Origin of the sequence: Streptomyces sp. NBC_00376 (assembly GCF_036077095.1) — a bacterium.
Lineage (GTDB): Bacteria > Actinomycetota > Actinomycetes > Streptomycetales > Streptomycetaceae > Streptomyces.
In genome coordinates, this window is record NZ_CP107960.1 from 7,330,353 (window position 1) to 7,348,065 (window position 17,713).

At 64.8% G+C, this 17,713-nt stretch carries 8 protein-coding genes and 3 pseudogenes; all 11 read right to left on the minus strand.

The window, feature by feature from the left end; genetic code table 11:
* Nucleotides 1–227: 227 nt before the first annotated feature.
* On the minus strand, nt 228–446 hold the full coding sequence (locus tag OG842_RS33130) for an ISAzo13-like element transposase-related protein (RefSeq protein ID WP_266735646.1): 219 nt from the start codon (nt 444–446) through the stop codon (nt 228–230).
* A 371-nt stretch (nt 447–817) separates the two neighbouring features.
* The gene (locus OG842_RS33135; RefSeq protein WP_266735644.1) at nt 818–1,756 is read right to left on the minus strand and encodes a DUF5655 domain-containing protein; all 939 of its coding nucleotides are present in this window, start codon (nt 1,754–1,756) and stop codon (nt 818–820) included.
* A gap of 701 nt (nt 1,757–2,457) precedes the next feature.
* A pseudogene (locus OG842_RS33140) lies at nt 2,458–2,795 on the minus strand (tyrosine-type recombinase/integrase); the annotation flags it as partial.
* A gap of 365 nt (nt 2,796–3,160) precedes the next feature.
* Nucleotides 3,161–3,928 (minus strand): transposase, encoded by a 768-nt coding sequence (locus OG842_RS33145; protein ID WP_266735643.1) that lies wholly within the window; start codon nt 3,926–3,928, stop codon nt 3,161–3,163.
* Between the two features lie 42 nt (nt 3,929–3,970).
* Entirely contained in the window at nt 3,971–4,402 is a 432-nt protein-coding gene (locus tag OG842_RS33150; RefSeq protein WP_266643999.1) for a DUF7878 domain-containing protein, read from the minus strand.
* Nucleotides 4,403–4,773: 371 nt separating this feature from the next.
* A complete protein-coding gene (locus tag OG842_RS33155; RefSeq protein WP_266735642.1) occupies nt 4,774–5,175 on the minus strand; it encodes a hypothetical protein in 402 nt (133 codons plus the stop codon).
* A gap of 225 nt (nt 5,176–5,400) precedes the next feature.
* Nucleotides 5,401–8,613, minus strand: a complete 3,213-nt coding sequence (locus OG842_RS33160; RefSeq protein ID WP_266735640.1) for a tetratricopeptide repeat protein — start codon at nt 8,611–8,613, stop codon at nt 5,401–5,403.
* A gap of 413 nt (nt 8,614–9,026) precedes the next feature.
* Nucleotides 9,027–9,329, minus strand: a pseudogene (locus OG842_RS33165) (integrase core domain-containing protein); the annotation flags it as partial.
* A gap of 4 nt (nt 9,330–9,333) precedes the next feature.
* A pseudogene (locus tag OG842_RS33170) lies at nt 9,334–9,732 on the minus strand (IS30 family transposase); the annotation flags it as partial.
* Nucleotides 9,733–9,921: 189 nt separating this feature from the next.
* Entirely contained in the window at nt 9,922–10,944 is a 1,023-nt protein-coding gene (locus OG842_RS33175; RefSeq protein ID WP_266735639.1) for a HEAT repeat domain-containing protein, read from the minus strand.
* Nucleotides 10,945–11,118: 174 nt separating this feature from the next.
* Complete coding sequence (locus OG842_RS33180; RefSeq protein ID WP_266735638.1) at nt 11,119–17,307, minus strand: RHS repeat-associated core domain-containing protein; 6,189 nt, start codon at nt 17,305–17,307, stop codon at nt 11,119–11,121.
* Nucleotides 17,308–17,713 lie beyond the last annotated feature (406 nt).

The window sequence follows — 17,713 nt, forward strand, 5'->3', positions numbered from 1 at the left end:
CCGAAGCGTCAATCGGGGATCGGGTCAGACCCTCGAGCGGTGCTGCCTCATCCTCACAGACGGCTTCTATAACCCCCGCCGCATCCAGAAACGGCTCGGCTACCTCAGCCGGATCGAGTTCGAGGAGAAGTACTACGCCGACCAGGCAGCGACCGAACCAGTGAACCTGAAACCACGTCAACCCGCCCTGACCAGCTAGTCATCCACTCCCGCCCAGCGGGGGAACCTCAGAACTGGGCGTCCCGGTCCGGGTGGTGGCTTCCAGCCAGCACCCGGGCGTTGCCGCGCAGGCTGAACCCGGCCGCCTTCAGTAGTGTCGCGGCCCACCTTTTACCCCTGCGCGGCGAGTTCGTTGGCCAAGCGGCGCAGTCCTTCGTCTTCCACGTCAGCGGCCCTATCGGATCGCCCTGCGTACTGTCCTCCACCAGGTCCAGCAGGGCCTTCACCAGGCCCGGATCCTTCGCCGTGGGGGAGGGGCGGCCGGCCCCCGTCCGGCACCCGCCCGTCCGGCACCCGGCCCTCCTTGAGTTCGGGCAGACCGCGACGGACGCAGCCCTTCGAGATAGCCGCGGCCCGCACCACCGCGGCGATGCCATCGTGCCCGAGCTGCCGGGCCTCCGCTGCGTACAGGATTCGGCGCTGCCGCTCGTCCAGGTGCGGCGTCACTGCCCCGAGCTTCTCCTCCAACGGACCAATCAACTCATCGAAGCGCCCGATACCATGCCAACGACCCCAACTACCTCAGGCAACCCATTAATTCATGGACGGGCCTGAGGCGGCGCGACGAGGGAGACTGGCGTCACCCCCTCCGTCGGTTTCATGCCGCCTCGAATGCTCGCCTGATCAGCGGGCCCGCCTTCTCCAGGCCGGCCGCCGACGAGATACGGACCTCCAGGTCGCCGGTCCCGAGGTGGCCGATGCCGCGCATGTCGCGGGTAAAGCCCTCCTCCAGCTCGACCGCGTCCGGGTCGAGCCGGAGGTAGACCAGGATCACCTCGTGCTTCGGACGGAAGATCACCGAGGCGACGTTCACCATCCGCCGATAGGCGATGTAGTGCCTGAGCGCAGCCACTTCGACCTCGCCCCACGCGGTGAGCGCCTCGTCCAGCTCGACGTACAGGTCCTGCAGGCAAGCAGGAGCCACGGTCGGGCTTGCCTGGACCGATGGCCCTCCGCTGCCTCCGCCGGCACGGGCTGCCTCCTCTCGCTCCCGTCGGGGCCGCCGAGCCGGAGCGGGGCGCGGAGAACCAGGTACGGAATCGATCAGCAGCAGGCTCAGCAGCCCACCGTCGAAGATGCGGTAGCGCACCAGGTCGATCCGCTCGTGCAGGCGGTGGACCGCGACCCGGTCGTGGTGCGAGAAGCTCGCCGCGATGCAGACCATCCGCGGATTCCGCCAGTCGATCACCTCGGCCGCCTCGGCCCCCAGCTTCTCCTTGACCAGGGCCTCGAACTCGTGACGTGCCGAGTCCAGCCACGACAGGTAGGAGACGGCTTGCGACATAACGCCGCTGTCCGAGCCCTTCTTATACTCGATCACCACGGGGGTGTTGTTCTCGTCGAGCCCGAGCGTGTCGATCCGACCTCGGTGCCACGGCCCCGTCGGGTACTCCGAAGCCAGGAACCGGATGCCGAGCATCGACTCCATCCCCGCCTCGACCCGCCGCTGCAGCTCCACCTCCAACGCCACCGTCGAACCCCGAAGCTCGACATCCCGGCCATCGGCATCCTGCCGGAACAACATCAGGTCGGCCACCAGCGTCCCCCTCCCGCGATCGGTACAAGAGAAGCAATCGAATCGGCCACAGGGGTATTCCAGAAGAGGAAGGTCCGCCTGCCTTGGGGCAGCGCACGCCGCTGGTGTAGCCGTCACGCATGGTGACAAGAGTCCAGCGTCGCACCAGCGACTGTCGGCCCCACGAGGTGCGAGGTTCGTTCGTCAGTGCCCGGCCGGCACAAGGGGGATGAGCGAGGGCGCCGTGGTCCAGGTCAAGGCCGCAGCAGGTATCCCCGGCCCGAGTCAGACGACGCGAGAACCTGACAGCGGAGCTGGTCAGTCGAGCGCGAACCTGCCGGGCAGTGACCACTGCCCGGAGTGGCGGTCCGGATCGGCTACGGAGGGACCGCTTCCTGGGCGCGATTCCGCCAGGAATGGGATCGGCGTGCAAGACGCACTGTGGAAGACTTACAAACCGTGTGGAAAGCCTTCTTGTCCTCATCGGTGCCCCCCCGGTGGCCAGCCGGTGGCCGGACGTCTTTGGACGACGTAATACGAGGCGACACAGTTCAATCAACCACATGTGCTCTGATCAGGGAAAACGTCACTCAGTAGCACGACCAGGCATTACGCAGCATGAACGCTCACGGTCTTGTAATGCGTAGGTCGTCGGTTCGAATCCGACAGGGGGCTCAACGGGAACCCCAGCCCAGATGTGATCTGAGCTGGGGTTCTTCCGTTCAGCGGACGCGGCGGCAACGGCGGGAGCGAGCCGCGCGGGTGTTCGCGGTCTCAGTAGGGGCTTCGGGCGGGGACTGAGGCGGTGGTACGAAGAACTCGCCGACGCGTCGCATTGCGTCCTTCGACAGGTGTGATCGGCCCTTCACGTAGCGGCGGGTCTGGCTGATCTGGGTATGGCGCAGGATCTCCGTGATCGTGGGCATGTCGCGACGCCCAGCTCGTTCAGGATCGTCCCGGCGGTGTGGCGGCTCCCGTCGTACAGGCGGCGGTCATCGATACTGGCCTCGGCGAGCAGTTCCTTGAACTCTTCGTAGTCCTGGCGTGGGTCGAGCGGGCGCAACCACCACAACTGAGCCTGAACGCCCGTGGCCAGGGGTGTTCGTGAAGCATCAAGTGTGGCCGTCGTTGGCCGGTCTCGCTAGAGCCCTGAATCGGAAGGGCGACTGCCTGGCTGCATCCGTGATGGTCTGTCTGCGTGGCCACGCAGACAGACCATCACGGACAACCGCAGATGCCGAGGGGTGATCAACCTGGGGGCGGCGGTGCCAGGCCCCGGTCGAGGACTTCATCAGGTTGCTCCGGGGTGAAGAGGTCTCAGTTGCTGCCGCATCCGCAGTTGTCCATCTGTGTTCGCCTAAGGCTTGTCCCGCAATTGATCTCGGAGTGGCCAGGCGCGATGCTGTCCCAGTTCGGTCCGTTCGCCTATCCGGCGAGGACGAGGTTGTGCAGGCGGGCAATGCCGGCCATGGCGTGGTGGACGCCGTCTCCTCTCAGGCGGCAGTCGCGCAGAATCTTCCAGGTCTTCATGCGGGCGAAGGCGTGCTCGACGCGGGCCCGGACCTGTTTGTGTGAACGGTTGTGCTCCTGCTTCCAGTCGGGCAGGTCCTCGCCTTTGCGTCGCCGGTGGGGCATGACGAGTCCGGTGCCCGGATAGCCCCCGTCAGCGATCGTCGTGGTGGTGCCGACGGCGGCCTTGGCACCGGATTCCTCCCATGCCTTGCAGTCGTTGCGGTTGCCGGGCAGAGGCTGGCCAACCAGGACGACGAGCCGGGTGTCGGCGTCGATGACGACCTGGTGATTGGTTGAGTACCGGTAGTTCTTGGACTGCTCAGCCACTGTGTGGTCCCGGGTGGGCACCAAGGTGCCGTCCACGATGAGCACGGTGTCCTTCCGGAACCGCTTGCGCGGCTGGAGTGCGAGCAACGGGCCGAGATGGTCGATGATGCGGTCTGCCGCCGACTTCGACACCCCGAACAGCGGGGCAAGCTGGCGCATCGTCAAGTTCGTGCGCCAGTACACCGCGATCAACAACGCTCGGTCTTCCAGCGGAAGACCCCATGGACGCCCCTTGCGGATCGCGTCCGCTCCGTCGCGCCGAAGCGCGGTCACCAACTTGGCGAACTGGCGCGGGCTCAGCCCGGTGAACGGGCCTATCCAAGACGGCTCTGACGCCGTGATCACACCAGCCACGTCATGATCATTCCATCCCGTCCCGACCGGATGGAAGAGCCGTCAAACCTCTGGGATGAAGGACGGCTCGATACCCATCGCAGCGACGCCCTCACGCACAGAGCGGTCGAACTCCTTGATCTCCGCCACGAGAACATCCCAGACGATGGGCGAGGTCCAGCAGTCGGGCTGGAAGTCGGAGCCGACTCGCCAACCTCCATCAGAGCCCACGATGCGGATCAGTCCCGCATCCGCTTGCATCGAGTCGAACCTGAAACCCTCCTGGCCGGCGAGCGGACTCTGGAGCCAGCGCGCCAGGTGGTAAGCAAGCTCGGCCACGGGAAACGCTTCCTCGGACCACACCGCCCTCCCCTCTTCCCAGATGGACAGCTCTGCCTCTATGTCGAGGAGAAGCAGCTCCAGGGGAGCCTCGTGTGTGGCGAGACCGCGCCGCGGCAGATCCGACAGTCCAAAGCTCCGGCAGACGAACCTCACCGCTCGGCCTCCATGAAATCCGAGGCCCGCTACACCTCCAGGCCATGCAAATGCGGACAACCGTACCAAGTCATGCCGGTCACCCTGCCTGGCACACCATTTGCGGGACAAGCCTTAGGTCTGCGAGACGTTCTGATCAGGGGATCTACTTCCTGGAAGACGTCGGCGAACATCTGTGGACCAAGATCCGACAACTCATTGTGCGGTGTTCACGCACGAGCGCCCTCCCAGAGAGTGGAAGGGCGCTCACCGATGACCAACTTCGACGTCGCGACAGTTCAGTAGCAGGTGGCAGCCTCGATTCGGTTCGTTGCCACGGGTTGGTGACCCGAGGCGGTAGGACCGGCGCCGCGTTCGGGATGAGGGTGGTGTCACGGATGGATCGTTGTGTTGTCTCCGGTGACGGCTGTGCCGATTGTCTGTGCGGCGATAGACCGTTCACCGGACGCGGTGATCGTTACCGCACCGGTCGGGGGAAGCTGGGCGGCCAGTTCGGCAAGCAACTGCGGATTCTCCCTTAGCGTCCGCTTGATCTGCTGACGTAGCGCGGCTGCAGCATCGGCGTCCTCCGGCTCCTCGGCCGCCTCACGCACCGCCGCCTCCAGCTCGGGCCGTCCGGCCGGGCTCCGGCGCCGCCAGACCGCGTGCAAGATGCTGCGCCCTGCATTCGCCGTGGCTCCCACCGCAGCGTCCTCAGCTCGGGCCAGTACCCCCGCACCATAGGCACCCAGAGCCGCGCTTAGATACGGTCCTGCCTGCTCCAGGAACTGCACGATCTCCGCTCCCACAACCCACCCCCGAAATCCTGTCAATGACTGACGCCAGGGCATCAGATTAAGCCGCCCAGCCAGCGTGCACGCGACAACTCTGCATTCGCGTAACGTCGACCGGCCTTACTCCACGCGAGCCGGCGAACACCTTCCCGCCCCTGGCGCCGCCTGGCTACGCTGCCGACTGGCAGATCGCTGACCAGGGACGCGGAGAGCTTCAATGGAGTACTAACGGTCAGACCTCGAAGTGGCGTACTCGGCTGCGTCGATCCTTGCGCGGATCTGTGCGACGAGCGGGTTCTCCGGGCCCAGGGTGGGCTCGATCCGGCCGAGGGCTACGCGATAGACGGCGATCGCCTTTTGGTGTGCACCGGCTTCCTGGTGGGTGTCCGCCAGGGTGAGTTGGGTGCTCAGGACGTTCGGGTGGTCGCCGAGGGTCTGCTGCCAGTGCGTGAGGTTGGCTTCATACAGCGGCACAGCCAAGTCGGGTCGGTCGTTGGCCCGGTAGATCTCAGCTAGGTACTGCCGTTGCTTGAGTGTGTCTGGGTGGGTGACGCCGAGTTCCTTCTCGGTGAGCGCAACGCTGTGTTCCAGCAGTTCGGTCGCCCGGGGGAGGCCGCCGGACCCGCCGAGGGCGCGGGCCAGCATGGCGGTGCAGTGAAGTGTTTGCGGGTGGACGCGGCCGAGTTCGGCCTCCAGCTGGGCGCGGACGTCCTCCAGGACGGCGACTGCCTGTGCCGCGTTGCCGGACTCCAGGTAGGCGGCGGCCAGGTTCGTCCGGCTGGTGACCGTGTGCGGGTGCGTGGCGCCGAAGATGAGGCTGGCGTTGCGCACGGCGGCTTCGAGGAGCTGGACGGCGCGCGGGGCGTCGCCGACTGTGAGGTGTGCGAGGGCCAGGTTGCTCCGACACACCATGGTGTGCGGGTGGTCCTCGCCGAGTGAACGGACGCACCGCTCCAGCGTTGACTCCGAGAGGGACACGGCCCGCGCCGGATCGTCCGTCTGGCGTAGTGCGTCGGCCAAGCCGATGTAGTTGGACAGGGTGTCCGGGTGGGACTCGCCGAAGACCTGCGCGCACTGGGCGACGACGGTTTCGAACAGCGGGACGGCGCGAGCCGGGTCGCCCGCCGCGAGGCGAGCCTTCGCGAGGCCGCTTCGGGTGGCGAGGGTATGGGGGTGGGTCTCGCCGAGCAGCGCGGCACGGTGCTTGAGGATGGTGTCGTACTGGGTGATCGCCCGTCCAGCGTGGCCGGCGGTCTGGTATGCCTGCGCCAGCCCGTTCCTGGTGGTCAAGGTCTGGGGATGGGCGTCGCCGAGGAGGTGGGCGCTCTGCGCGACCGCGGTCTCCAGCAATGGAAGCGAACGGGTGGAGTCTCCAGCGTCCCGGTAGGCGCAGCCGAGGTTCGCACGGATGGCAATGGTCTCTGGGTGCGCCTCGCCGTACACCTCTTCGCATCGGGCCAGGGCTGTCTTGAGGTGCTGCGCTGCCTGGTCAGGGCGTCCGGCGGTCAGGTAGGCGTAGGCGAGGTTGTTCCGGCTGGTGATGGTTCCGGGATCGCTGTCGCCGAGCGCCTGCTGTTGTTGTGCGAAGACGGCGGTGTATATCGGAATGGCGCGGGACAGGTCGCCTGAAGCAAGATAGACCGCCCCAAGACCATGCTGGCAGGTCAGCGTGGCAGGGTGGGTCGGTCCTAGGAGTCGCTGGTACTGCGTGAGAGTGGCCTCATGCAGCGAGACAGCACGATCCAAGTCACCAGACGCATGGTAGGTGCGGGCCAGTTCCTCGCAGCTGACGAGAGTGTCGGGGTGATCGTTGCCAAGTGCGTGCCTACGCCGGGCCAACGTCTCCTCGTGGAGTGTGATGGCACGGGCCAGATCGCCGTAGTCACGGTACGAGTTGGCAAGGTTAGCGGCGACGGTGAGCGTCCCCGGATGCGAGTCGCCGAGTACCTGCGCGCACTGGGTGACCAACGGTTCGAGGGCGGCGATGGACCGTTCGAAGTCCCCGGCTCCGTGGTAGGCGTGGCCCAGGTTCGCACGGACCTTCATGGTGAGTTCGTGCTCGGCGCCAGCGAGCGCTTCACAGCGGGCGAGGGCCGCCGTGAGCAGCGGAACGGCGCGGGCGTCCTGACCGAGGCCCTGGAGATAGAGTGCAGCGCTCGCGTACCGTCCGGCGGGAAAGGTGTCAGCGTGTCCGTCAGGAGTGGTGGCCGCGAGCGCGACGAGGTGCGGGAGCAGCCGATCCCATGCGGGGGACCGGCCAGAGTCGGGCGGTTCTCCCAGGGGGGCGACCGCAGCGCTCAGCAGCCGTTCGGCCTCTAGCCGGCCGGTTGGCGTGCTGTCACCAATGGGCGTCTGGTTCCGGTGTGTGGTCTGGACGAGGCGGTGGATGCTCACCGAGTCCTGAGTGAGGGAGACCATGCAGTAGACAGCAAGCACCCCAAGGGCTTCGTGAAGGTCGTCGCTGTCGTCGGTGATAGGGGTCAGCAGTCCAACTGGGATGTCGTCGGGGGCCAGCCATGCCAGTGTGGACAGGACGCGGACTGCCAGGGGGTTGCGCTCAGTGAGGGTGCTAATCGTCTGGCGCCAGATCCGGGCGACGGTGCGCTCTGGGTCTACACCTTCGGGGGCCTTGTCCAACGCGCCTATCAGCCTTCGGCGGTAACGTTCGATGCTGATCGTCGGGTTCTGCGCGAGGTAGGCGCCGGCCTGCATCAGGGCGATGGGAAGCTGCCCCAGGTCGGCTGAGAGGGCCCGGTTCTCCTGCATCTGACGGGGGGTCGGCGGAGTCGCGCCGAGCACCTGGCTACAGAGGAGTTCACTCGCTGCAGCCAGGTCGAGTACGTCGAGGGCCAGCGTTGCGACGGAGGTCGGCCAGCTAGCTGATCGTCGGCTGGTGGTGATGACGTGGCCGTTAGACGTGCTGACGTAGGGCTGCAGATCGGCCGGATCCTCAACGTTGTCGAAGACCAGCAGCCACCCCGGATGCCACTGCAGCCACGACATCGCCCAAGCGGCGCGATCTTTGGTAGACGCGCTGCCGGCCCACACGGGGATCAGCCGCAGAGTGAGGTCGGCCAGCGATTGCTCGATGTGGTTGGGTGATGCAGCGGCAATCCACCACATCACGGTGTATTCGCGACGGTGTCTGTGGGCATACGTAAGCGCGAGGGTGCTCTTGCCGACGCCGCCGAGGCCTTGGACGACGGCAGTCCCGGCGGCCGGATGCCCGAGCGTGTCGCGCAGCCAGCCCAGCTCGCTCGTGCGGCCGAAACACAGGGGGAGCGGCGGCAGGTTGGTGAGCCCGGCAGGTGCCTGGACATCGCGCGCCGAGTTCAGCAACTCGGCCGTCAGAACGTTGACCGGGCCGGTGATCGCTGTCCCGATGTGATGGGCGGCGACGGATCCGGCCCCTATCGCCTGGAAAGTGGAGTCCGTCACCGTAGGACCCGCCGACTCTCGTGGCGAACGGTGACCGTCGACCTGTCTCTGCCCGACGGCCTCCTGCGTGCCCCCATCTCAGTCCTCTCTGCAGGCCGGCTGGATGTCTCGCTCTCCAGCATGGACCGTAAGCGTTCCCCATGTCGGGTCAGTATCGGCTGAGCGGCGGCGAGAGTTGCATGGAATCGGGACTTCGTCGCTAACGCGATCGTTGATGATGAGGCCGGGCCCGCTCTCTGCAGGAGCCAGTGGTCTCAAGACTGCTAAGTCTCAGTTGGCGGGGAAGCTGGGGTGGTCCGCCTTGTGCCATGGTCGTCCGACACCAACACTGACCAGGTGTTTCGTTCTCGCGGTGGATGCCTGTGGAAGCCGGTGGATCAAGATCGGGCCTTGACCCCGGATCTTGAACACGTCTATGCGGCTCGGGTCAGGGTAGTTGTTGTTGGGCGGAAGGTGTTTTCGTAAGCGATCGGGGAGCGCTGGCCGAGCCGGGAATGCCTGCGTCGGGTGTTGTAGCGGGACAGCCATCGGAAGGCGTCGAGTCGGGCCTCACGTTCGCTTGGCCAGCCCTTTCGCCCCTTCAGCGTCTCAATTTTGAAGGTCGCGTTGCACGATTCCGCGGCGGCGCTGTCCGCGCTGCTGCCGACCGCGCTCATGCTCTGGCGGATGTCGGCGAGGCGGCAGGCGTCAGCGAAGGCTCGGCTGGTGTACTGGGCGAGTTCAACCAGTCGCTGCAACACCGGGCTGTTGCAGCGAGCGTAGCTGCTGTTCGAAGACCTCGGCCGGCGTCCGCCAACCCAGGACTTTGCGGGGCCGGTTGTTGATCGCCATGGCGACGGCTTCGAGGTCCGTGAACGACCATCGGGAGAGATCGGTGCCCTTCGGGAAGTACTGGCGCAGCAGCCCGTTCGTGTTCTCGTTCGTCGGTCGTTGCCAGGGCGAGTGCGGATCGGCGAAGAACACCTTCGTCCCGGTATCGAGAGCGAACTGAGCATGACCGGAGAGTTCCTTCCCATGGTCCCAGGTGAGGGTCTTACGTAGCTGCTCAGGCAATTGCGTCATCGACGTGGTGAGCGCCGCGTTCATCGCGATCGCGTCATAGCCCCCGAGCGAGGGGCCCGCGAGCGCGTGCTGAATGTCATGGTGCGGAGGTTGATGAGCGTGACTGCCTTGCTGCGGTGAACGAGCGGGCCGGATCGAGGGCTGGAGTACCAAGCGACAGCTCTGGTTCCGGCGAACTCACACGCGCATCGATTGTCCAGTCACGCGTACTGCCCCAGTCCCAGCAGTCGGGTGAGGGTAGGAAATTCACGCCTCTCCCAGCGCCTGCCTCGCACGAAGGGCCAAATTCGCGTCATGACTGGCCGTTAGACTCCTCAGCGAGACTTCCACCTCTGTGAAATTAATCCAATGATTCAGTTCCCGCCGGATAATTCGACCGACGCCAGGGCTTTCCGCGTGTAGGAGGAACGCCCGCAACAGCATTACGCGAGCGGATGGGTAATCCAAGACCAAGCCCTGACCGGCCTCGATTAGCTGCAACCGGGCCTCCTCGTCTTGCGCCACTTCGCTTTCAAGTCCAACCGTCACAAGATGGCATGCCTCCGCGAGTTCGCCCCGTACCGCGAGGGAGGCAGCAATGTCAAATAGAGGGTCGTCCGTCCAGGCCGATTCCTCGAATCGCCCACTGGTCGGCAGCATTGAGATCGCTTTCACACAAAGGTCATTTGTCCAAGGGGCGCCCGATTTGACCAAGGCTAGGATTGCAGAAAGCTGAACACTTTCAACTTCGTCTGAATTCATAGCCTGGGTGGCCACACGAAGACCCTTGTCGGGGTTCAAGAAGGCGAATGCGAGCAATAGGTCCGCTCGCACCATGGGCGCTGATTCATGGCGCCACAGGTCTTCCAGTGCCGGGATGGTATCTTTCGGTGATTGGCATTGAGCAACTGCCCATACGGCGAGTTGACGCACATCGGGCGCGTTGTGATCCAATAGCGATAGCAGGATTTGAAGTTGACGTGCGACCGAACTTCGCGCCTCTGCCGGAGCAACACCCACCCCGTGTTCGGCGCCCGCGATTCTCCCAAGCAGATACAGGAGCTCCAGGGTGTGCACTCCCGAAGAAGCCAGTCTCGCAATATACGAGACGGCCGGAATGGTCGCTGGATAGACTACGTCCTCATTCATGACGTAGTCATAGAGACGCGGCATGGCCTCGTCGGAGCCGTCTGGGCCGGCTAGCGACAGGAGCACTTCCGGCATATCGCGACATCCGTAGGCATCCCAGGGGTGAGAATCTACACCCTGAAGTGGTCCGTAATATTTCATGGCGTCAGCTTACCAGCGCTTCACATCAACCCGCATGTGAAGTGCATGGATTCACCGACCGAGATGCTTTCCATACCCAGCCTTATCCGGTTGATTGCCACGGTTCTGGGAGTTGGATCCGTACGCAACGTAGGGGCGGCCCCCCAATCCGGACCGCCCCTACGTTTCGTCTATCTATTTGATTGGGCTGTCATTCAGCCCCATGTTGCCGCCTGGGATTCCCGTGCCAGGGATCGGCCGATTGATCCGGAGGAAGTGCAGAAGCTGTTGAAACACCCGAGATGTTCCAGTCTCACCTGCCAGGTCTTGCCGCATACCCTTACTGTATACGGTTCCATTTACAATTCCGTTCGATCCGGCGGGCAGCTTCCTCATTGTGAAAACTCCGAGGTCTTCCGCGCACGAATCGCTGCACACGGTATTTGCAGAGACGGCATTCTGTACCTTCCCCAGCTTGCCGCCGAAGAAGTCCTTCTGAGACCTTGGGCTCTTTCGAAGCGTCCGTGCCGCTGCCTCACTGTGCCCCTTGCCGGAGGTCCCGTCCGTCGCGCTAGCCGGCCGAAACGCTTGGACTCCGATGTCCGCGAGCTTGTTCAGGACGGATGTCAGCGATTTATTTGTCGATCCCTTGTAACTGAACAGGACGATGGTTGTTGGCACGTTCTTTCCGTTTTCGAGCTCGACGTCGACCGTAGAAACGATCGCGTTGAAGTGTGTGTACTTCCAGCTGCTCTTATTGTATTCCGCCTGAATCATTTCGAGGGCTTGCCTGAACTGCTCTCGAGCTCTATCGGCCAGCGTGGTGTCGGCGATCCCATTCAATCCATCCCGAAAGGAGGGGGACTTAATCGACTCTTCGGGATGGTTTAGTTCCGTTACCTTCCCGGTCTTCGTCGGTGCTGTATTTCCGGACTTTCCCGGGGTGGGACTCTTCGGCCCGGTGGGGCCGTCGGGCGTGGGTTCGCTGTGGCCCGTGCCGTCGTCGATCCACAGTCCGGTGGGGTCACTATGCGTGGCGGGGTTGTTGTTGGAGTAGGTGTAGCCGTTCATCTGCTGGGGGTCGGTCAGGTCGAGGACCGGGTCGACGGAGATGAAGCGGCCGAGGCCGGGGTCGTATTCGCGGGCGCCGAGGTGGGTGAGGCCGGTGGATTTGGTGTCGTCGGTGCCGCCGACGAAGCCCTTGGTGCTGGGCCAGGACGTGGGGGCCTGGCCACGTATCGCCCCGAAGGGGAGCGTGCGGCGCTGGGTGAGGGCCAGGTCTGAGGCCCGAACGGCCAGTTCGCCGGTTCCGTGGTGGTCGGCGATGGTGTAGGTGTAGGTGCCGTCGTCCTGACGGATGGCCGTCTGGCCGCCGCCGAGGTCGAAGTAGCGGGTTGCTTTGGCCTTGTCGGCCCCGGTGGGGAGTGTGACCTCGGTGTTGCCGAGGTAGAGCGTTGTCTCGGTGCTGGTGCGGCTGATGAGGCGGTTGCCCGCAGCGTCGTAGAGGTAGGTGGTGATCTTGCCGTTCTCGGTCACCGAGGCGAGGCGGTCTTCGGCATCCCAGGTCAGGCTCTGGCCGGGGCGGGCCGTGGTGTTGCCGGCCGCGTCGTAGGCGTAGTCGTTGACCGTGGTCCCCGACGGCGCCTGCGTGGTGACGGAGGTTAGGGAGTGCGCTTTCGGCTTCCCCGGGGCGGGGTAGTCGAAGTTCCGCTTAGTGTCCTTGGTGGCGTCACCGGCGGTGTTGTGCTGGATTTCGGTGGAGCGGTTGCCGGACTTGTCGTACGTGAAGCTCTGCCAGTACGGGGCGGGGCCACCGATCTGGTTGCCGGACGGGGTCTGCGCGCAGGTGGTGGTGGGCTGTGTCCATGCCTCGGTGACGCGGCCGAGGTAGTCGTTGATGAAGCACTGGTTGTCCGTGCCGGTGCGTGAGACGTCCGCCATCGACAGGACGTTGCCGGCCTCGTCGTACCGGTAAGTGACGCTGCGGTCGACACCGAGCTGGTCCTGGCGCTCAACACGTGAGTTTTCGAGCCGCTGAGTGCCCCACTCGTAGGCGTTGTTGACCTGGGTCGTTTTGCCCCCGGTGGTCAAGCCCATCGTGTACGTCAGAGGCTTGCCCGTCCGGCTGTAGGAAACACTGGCCGTCATGCCCCCGCCATAGACGGTGATCGGCCGGAGGGTTTCGTCCTCGTACGTGTAATTGGTCGAGCCTGCGGGCAGCGAGCCGGCCGCGGAATAGCTGATGGCGCTCGTGAGCCCCGAGGGCAGATAGGTCGTGCCAGCCTGGTACGTGCCCTGCAGCTTCCCCTCGGCGGCCGGGATGACGAGAGCTGTCTTGAGGGGACGGTAGAGCCGGTCGTAGGCAGTGACCTTGGATGTGTACGCCTGGCCGTCGACGTAGCGGGTGGATTCGGCGAGTTGCCCCTTCGCGCCGGTGATGGTGTCGTACACCTGCTTGGTCCGCAGAGTGCCCGTGGCTGAGTTCTCGCGTACTTCGGTCTGTCGGCCGAGGCCGTCGTAGAGGTAGGCCAGGCCCGGGACATCGGTGCGCGAGCCCTTGACGAAGGTCAGCTGGCCCCGGTCGTCGTAGGTGCTGTTCGTGGTGCCCTTGTCCGGGTCATTGGCGACGGTCTGGCGCCCGAGCTGGTCGTACTCGTAGCTCCAGCTGTTGCCGCCGGGGTCGGTGGCCTTGTCCAGCTCGCCGCGCGGCGTGTAGTGGTAGATGGTGGTGTCGTAGGCGGCATCGGCAGAGCGACTGTGGTGCTGACGCAGCTCAGTGGCGTTGCCACGGGCGTCGGTGAGCGTGGTGGTCGCGGTACCGCCGACGGGCGGGATAACGGTGGTGCGGTCGCCGCCGAACGTGGTCTTGGTGGTGTTGAGGACCTTTCCGCCGTCGCTGTTGCCCGCTATCTGCTGGGTTTCTACGGCCCGGTTCAGGCCATCGAACGTGGTGCGTGTCTGGGTCTCCACGGACAATGCGTCGGCCGGCTTGAAGATCTGGGTGCTCGGCTTGTCCGTGGTGTAGTACGGCGCGAATGTCTTGGCGGCCAGCCCACGTTCGTCGTAGAAGACATCCGTGATGACGCTGCCGCCGTCCGGGCCCGGAGTCTGAGTCTGCCGGTTGCGCAGGAATCCGTCGTAGAGCGCGTACGAGGTGACCTGGCCGCCGCTGTTGTTCAAGGTCTTGGTCGCGACGGCGACCGTCTTGTCAGCGACTGTGTAGACGAATTCCTGGCTGGGGGTCTTGGTGTTGCTTTGGTCCGCCAGCCACACCTTCGTGGATCGGCCCAAGGCGTCGTAGGCCAGTTCGGTCACGTTGCCGTTGGTGTCGGTCTTCTTCACCGCAACACCGCGCACAGGATCGACAGTCGTGACCGTCGTTTGGGCCGAGGCCGTGTCAGCGGGATTCGCGGGAGGCGTGGTCACCTTGATCTCGGTGGCCTGTCCCGTTGCTGGGGTGTACGTCGTGGTCGTCGTGCGTCCGTCGTTACGAACAGTACGGACAGGGGTGCCGGTGCCTGTGACGGTGACGTCGGCAACCAGGTCCGTGGTCTTCAGCTGACGGCCGTAGGCGTCGTAAGTGGCGCCTGACTCCAGGTACGTGGCCTTGGTGCCGTCATGGCTCTTCAGCGTGGCGACCGCCGATGCGTCGCCCTTGATGGGGGCAGCACCGTACGCGCCCCCGTCATACGCGGTACGGATGTCCGAGACAACGTCCTTGGAGCGGTCGGTCGTGGCATTGCATGCCTTCGTGACCTTCTCCACCCGGGTGGGGAGGTTGAGTATGTTGGCGCTAGTGGCTTCCGGGTACGTGGTGCGTGTGCACCGGTCGTCGGCCGTGGTGGCGTCGTCCCCGAAGTCATCGACCTGGATGACCCGTCCTGCGACAGTGTCCCGCTCGACCGCCGTAGAAGTGGTGCGCCACCTGGCGCCCGCACCATCGTCGAGTGAGACCCACTCCTTGGTGTTGGAGGTGCCGCTGAAGTTGGCCGTGACTGTGCCCCAGTCACGGACCTTCTTCGCGGTCTCGTGGTGCCACGGCCTGTTGATCGACTTACTCAGGACCTTGCCGCCTGGCTTGTCGAACGTGACGGTCTTGTAGGGGTACCCTGCGCTGGACTCGTGGTCGGTGATCGGGTCGCCTTCGCCCGTGGCTAGAGCGACTGAGATGGCCTTCGTGTCGCCGGCCTCGTTCTTCCGGTCGCCGTCCATGCCGCGCAGGAAGTAGGAGTCCTGCTGTGTCTTCATGGCGGCGTCGCCGCCCTGGCCACCGGTGCGGACCCGGACCTGGCCGTAGCCCCGCCACTGGGACCAGGTCTTTTCCTTCTCCTTGGTCAGGCCGTCGTCGTCATCGAAGTGCCAGGCTGCGTTGCCCAGGTAGTCGTAGCGCGTGACCTGGTCGGGCGCACCGCCGATACGGTCCGTCGCCGTGACGGATGTGGTCACGTACTTGTTGAACCAGTGCTGCGTGGCTGGGTCGGAGTCGCTGCCGCCGATGTACTGGGGGAAGCAGCGCGTGGTGTTCGTCTCGGGCGTCGGCAGGGAGTTCCAGTCGCACACCGGATCCGAGTAGTTGGCGCTGATCAGACCGCCGTACTCGTCCGCCACATCGGACAACCGCGACTTGATGAACGGTGCGAAGCCGTCGCCGCTCTTGTCGAGACGGTTGGCCAGCTGCTCGTAGGCGAACGTCGTCTTCGGCAGAGTGATGGTCGGTGTCGCGGACTCGCCGGTGTGCTGAATGCTGTCCAGCAGCAACTGGTAGTCGGTGTCGGCCATGCCCCAACTGTGGTCGAGCTTCCAGGAGTCGACCTTGCCGTACGTGCCGTCGGACTTGAGTACCTGGGTCGTGATGTCGGTCAGACGCTTGCGCGTCCAGAAGGACGGCGACAGCCTGCCCTTGTCGCAGGTGGTACCAGCCTTGCAGTTCAGATCCCAGGGCGTGTCGTACCAGTAGAAGGACTTGGCATCGATGGTGTCCGCAGCGCACGTGACACCCGACTCCGGCAGGCACCGCTCAGCACTGTTGAAGACAACCTGTGCCAGCGGCTTCGTCGCGTACAGATCATTCGAATTCTGTCCGTAGTCGATACGCTTCAGGTACCCGCCACGGGTGTACGCGGTGTCGTCAGCCGCCTTGAGGTTGCGACCGTAGGAGTTGGTCTCCTTGGCGTAGTGGTAACTGATCGCGTTGCCGTGGGTGTCGACGACGTAGTCGAGGTTCCACCGCCACGCCTGCTGGCACCAGGAGTCCGCGAACGTCGCTGCGTGGCACTTCTCACCAGTGTCGTTGCCGTAGACCGGCAGTGTCCAGGTGGAGTCCGTGGTGTCCTTACCCGTACTCCAGCCCGGCAGCCTGTTGTAACCAAAGTAGTACCGGGTGCCGCCCGAGGCGGTCAGCTCCCAGTACTCACCGTCGTTGTCCCCATTACCGCGGTCGGCGGACTCCAGACGCTTGATCCGGGTACCGTCGTCGTGCTTCAGCTTGAACTCGTCCTTGCCCGCAGGAACGAGTTCACCGCCCGAGCCGTTGAAAGAGATGAACGCATTGTCGTAGGCCCAGCACATGTCGCCCGGCTTGCTGCCGTCGGCATTCTTCACACCATCGTCCGCACACGGCTTGTAGCGGCGCTCGATGAACCCGGGCCACAGGTCAAAGCCATCACCGACCCACGACCCCTGATTGTTCGTACCGCCGGTGCGGCCGTCGATGGCCCCGGACGAGTACGACAGGCCGACGCTCGGCTTCAAACCTCCCGGGACCTCAGGCGTCTGAATGCCGTACGACCAGGCGAAATCACCTGTGCTGAGGTTGGTCTGCCAAGTGGAAGAAGAGGCAAGGGGCGTGGCCTTGTAGTCCCCCTTGTCCCCTGCGGCCGAGGCCGTCGCGGCCAGCACTGTCGGTGCGCCGACCTGCAGACTCACCGACTCCGCTGTCAGCGTGTGCTCTACCGTGTTGTTGGTGGCAGCAACGGCTCTACCGGAACGGCATTGCTTCATGTCCGGAGTAGTGAGTACGCACGAGGGCAGTTCGACCAGTTGCATACGAGAGGCATAGGAGCCGCCGAACAACTCCGAGAAGGCGCCGTAGTCGACGGTCAGCGCGATCGATTTCTCCTCCGCTCCGGAATCCGAAGCCTTCGGAGCGAGGGTGAACAGGGCGCCTTTCACGCCGGCCCGCTCGGCCTGCTGACGGCTGAGGACGCGCGAGGTCACGCCGCTAGGCGTACGCGAGCCGGGGGCACCCTTGCCCTTGACCTGGGCCCGGCCGATCCCGATTGGTTGCCCCTTGGGCACGGCGAAGCGCTTTGCGCCCTTCGCATCGGCCTCCGGCACCGCAATCGTCGCCTCGGTCGGCTCGGGCAGCTTGGCTCTCGGGGCCATCGAGGGGACCTTCGGCCCTGGGGTCCGGGGGCGCGGCTTGACCTTGATGCCCCTGCTTCCCGCAACGGGCTCTTCCGCCTTCGGGAGGCTTGGCAGATTCGAGGCCACAGCCGTTGATGCCGGAGCTGCCGCGGCCTGGAGCAGCGTGGCCACCAACACTGCGGAAACCGCCAACGATGTCCGTCGGCGCACTCTGTCTCTGAAAGCGAATCTTGATATGTGTCTCACGTGGTGTGTCCATCACTGCCGGGCGCTGCACGCCCATGAGGACGGTTACGGCGCGGACTGAAAGGAGGAGTGTTCTTGTGACTCTGATGGCGAGCGAGACGCCGGCCAGGTGCTGGCGTCGGGCCAGCGTCCGGCTCGGCTAAACGGTTGCTACGCCGAACCGCGATTTGGCCTTTTC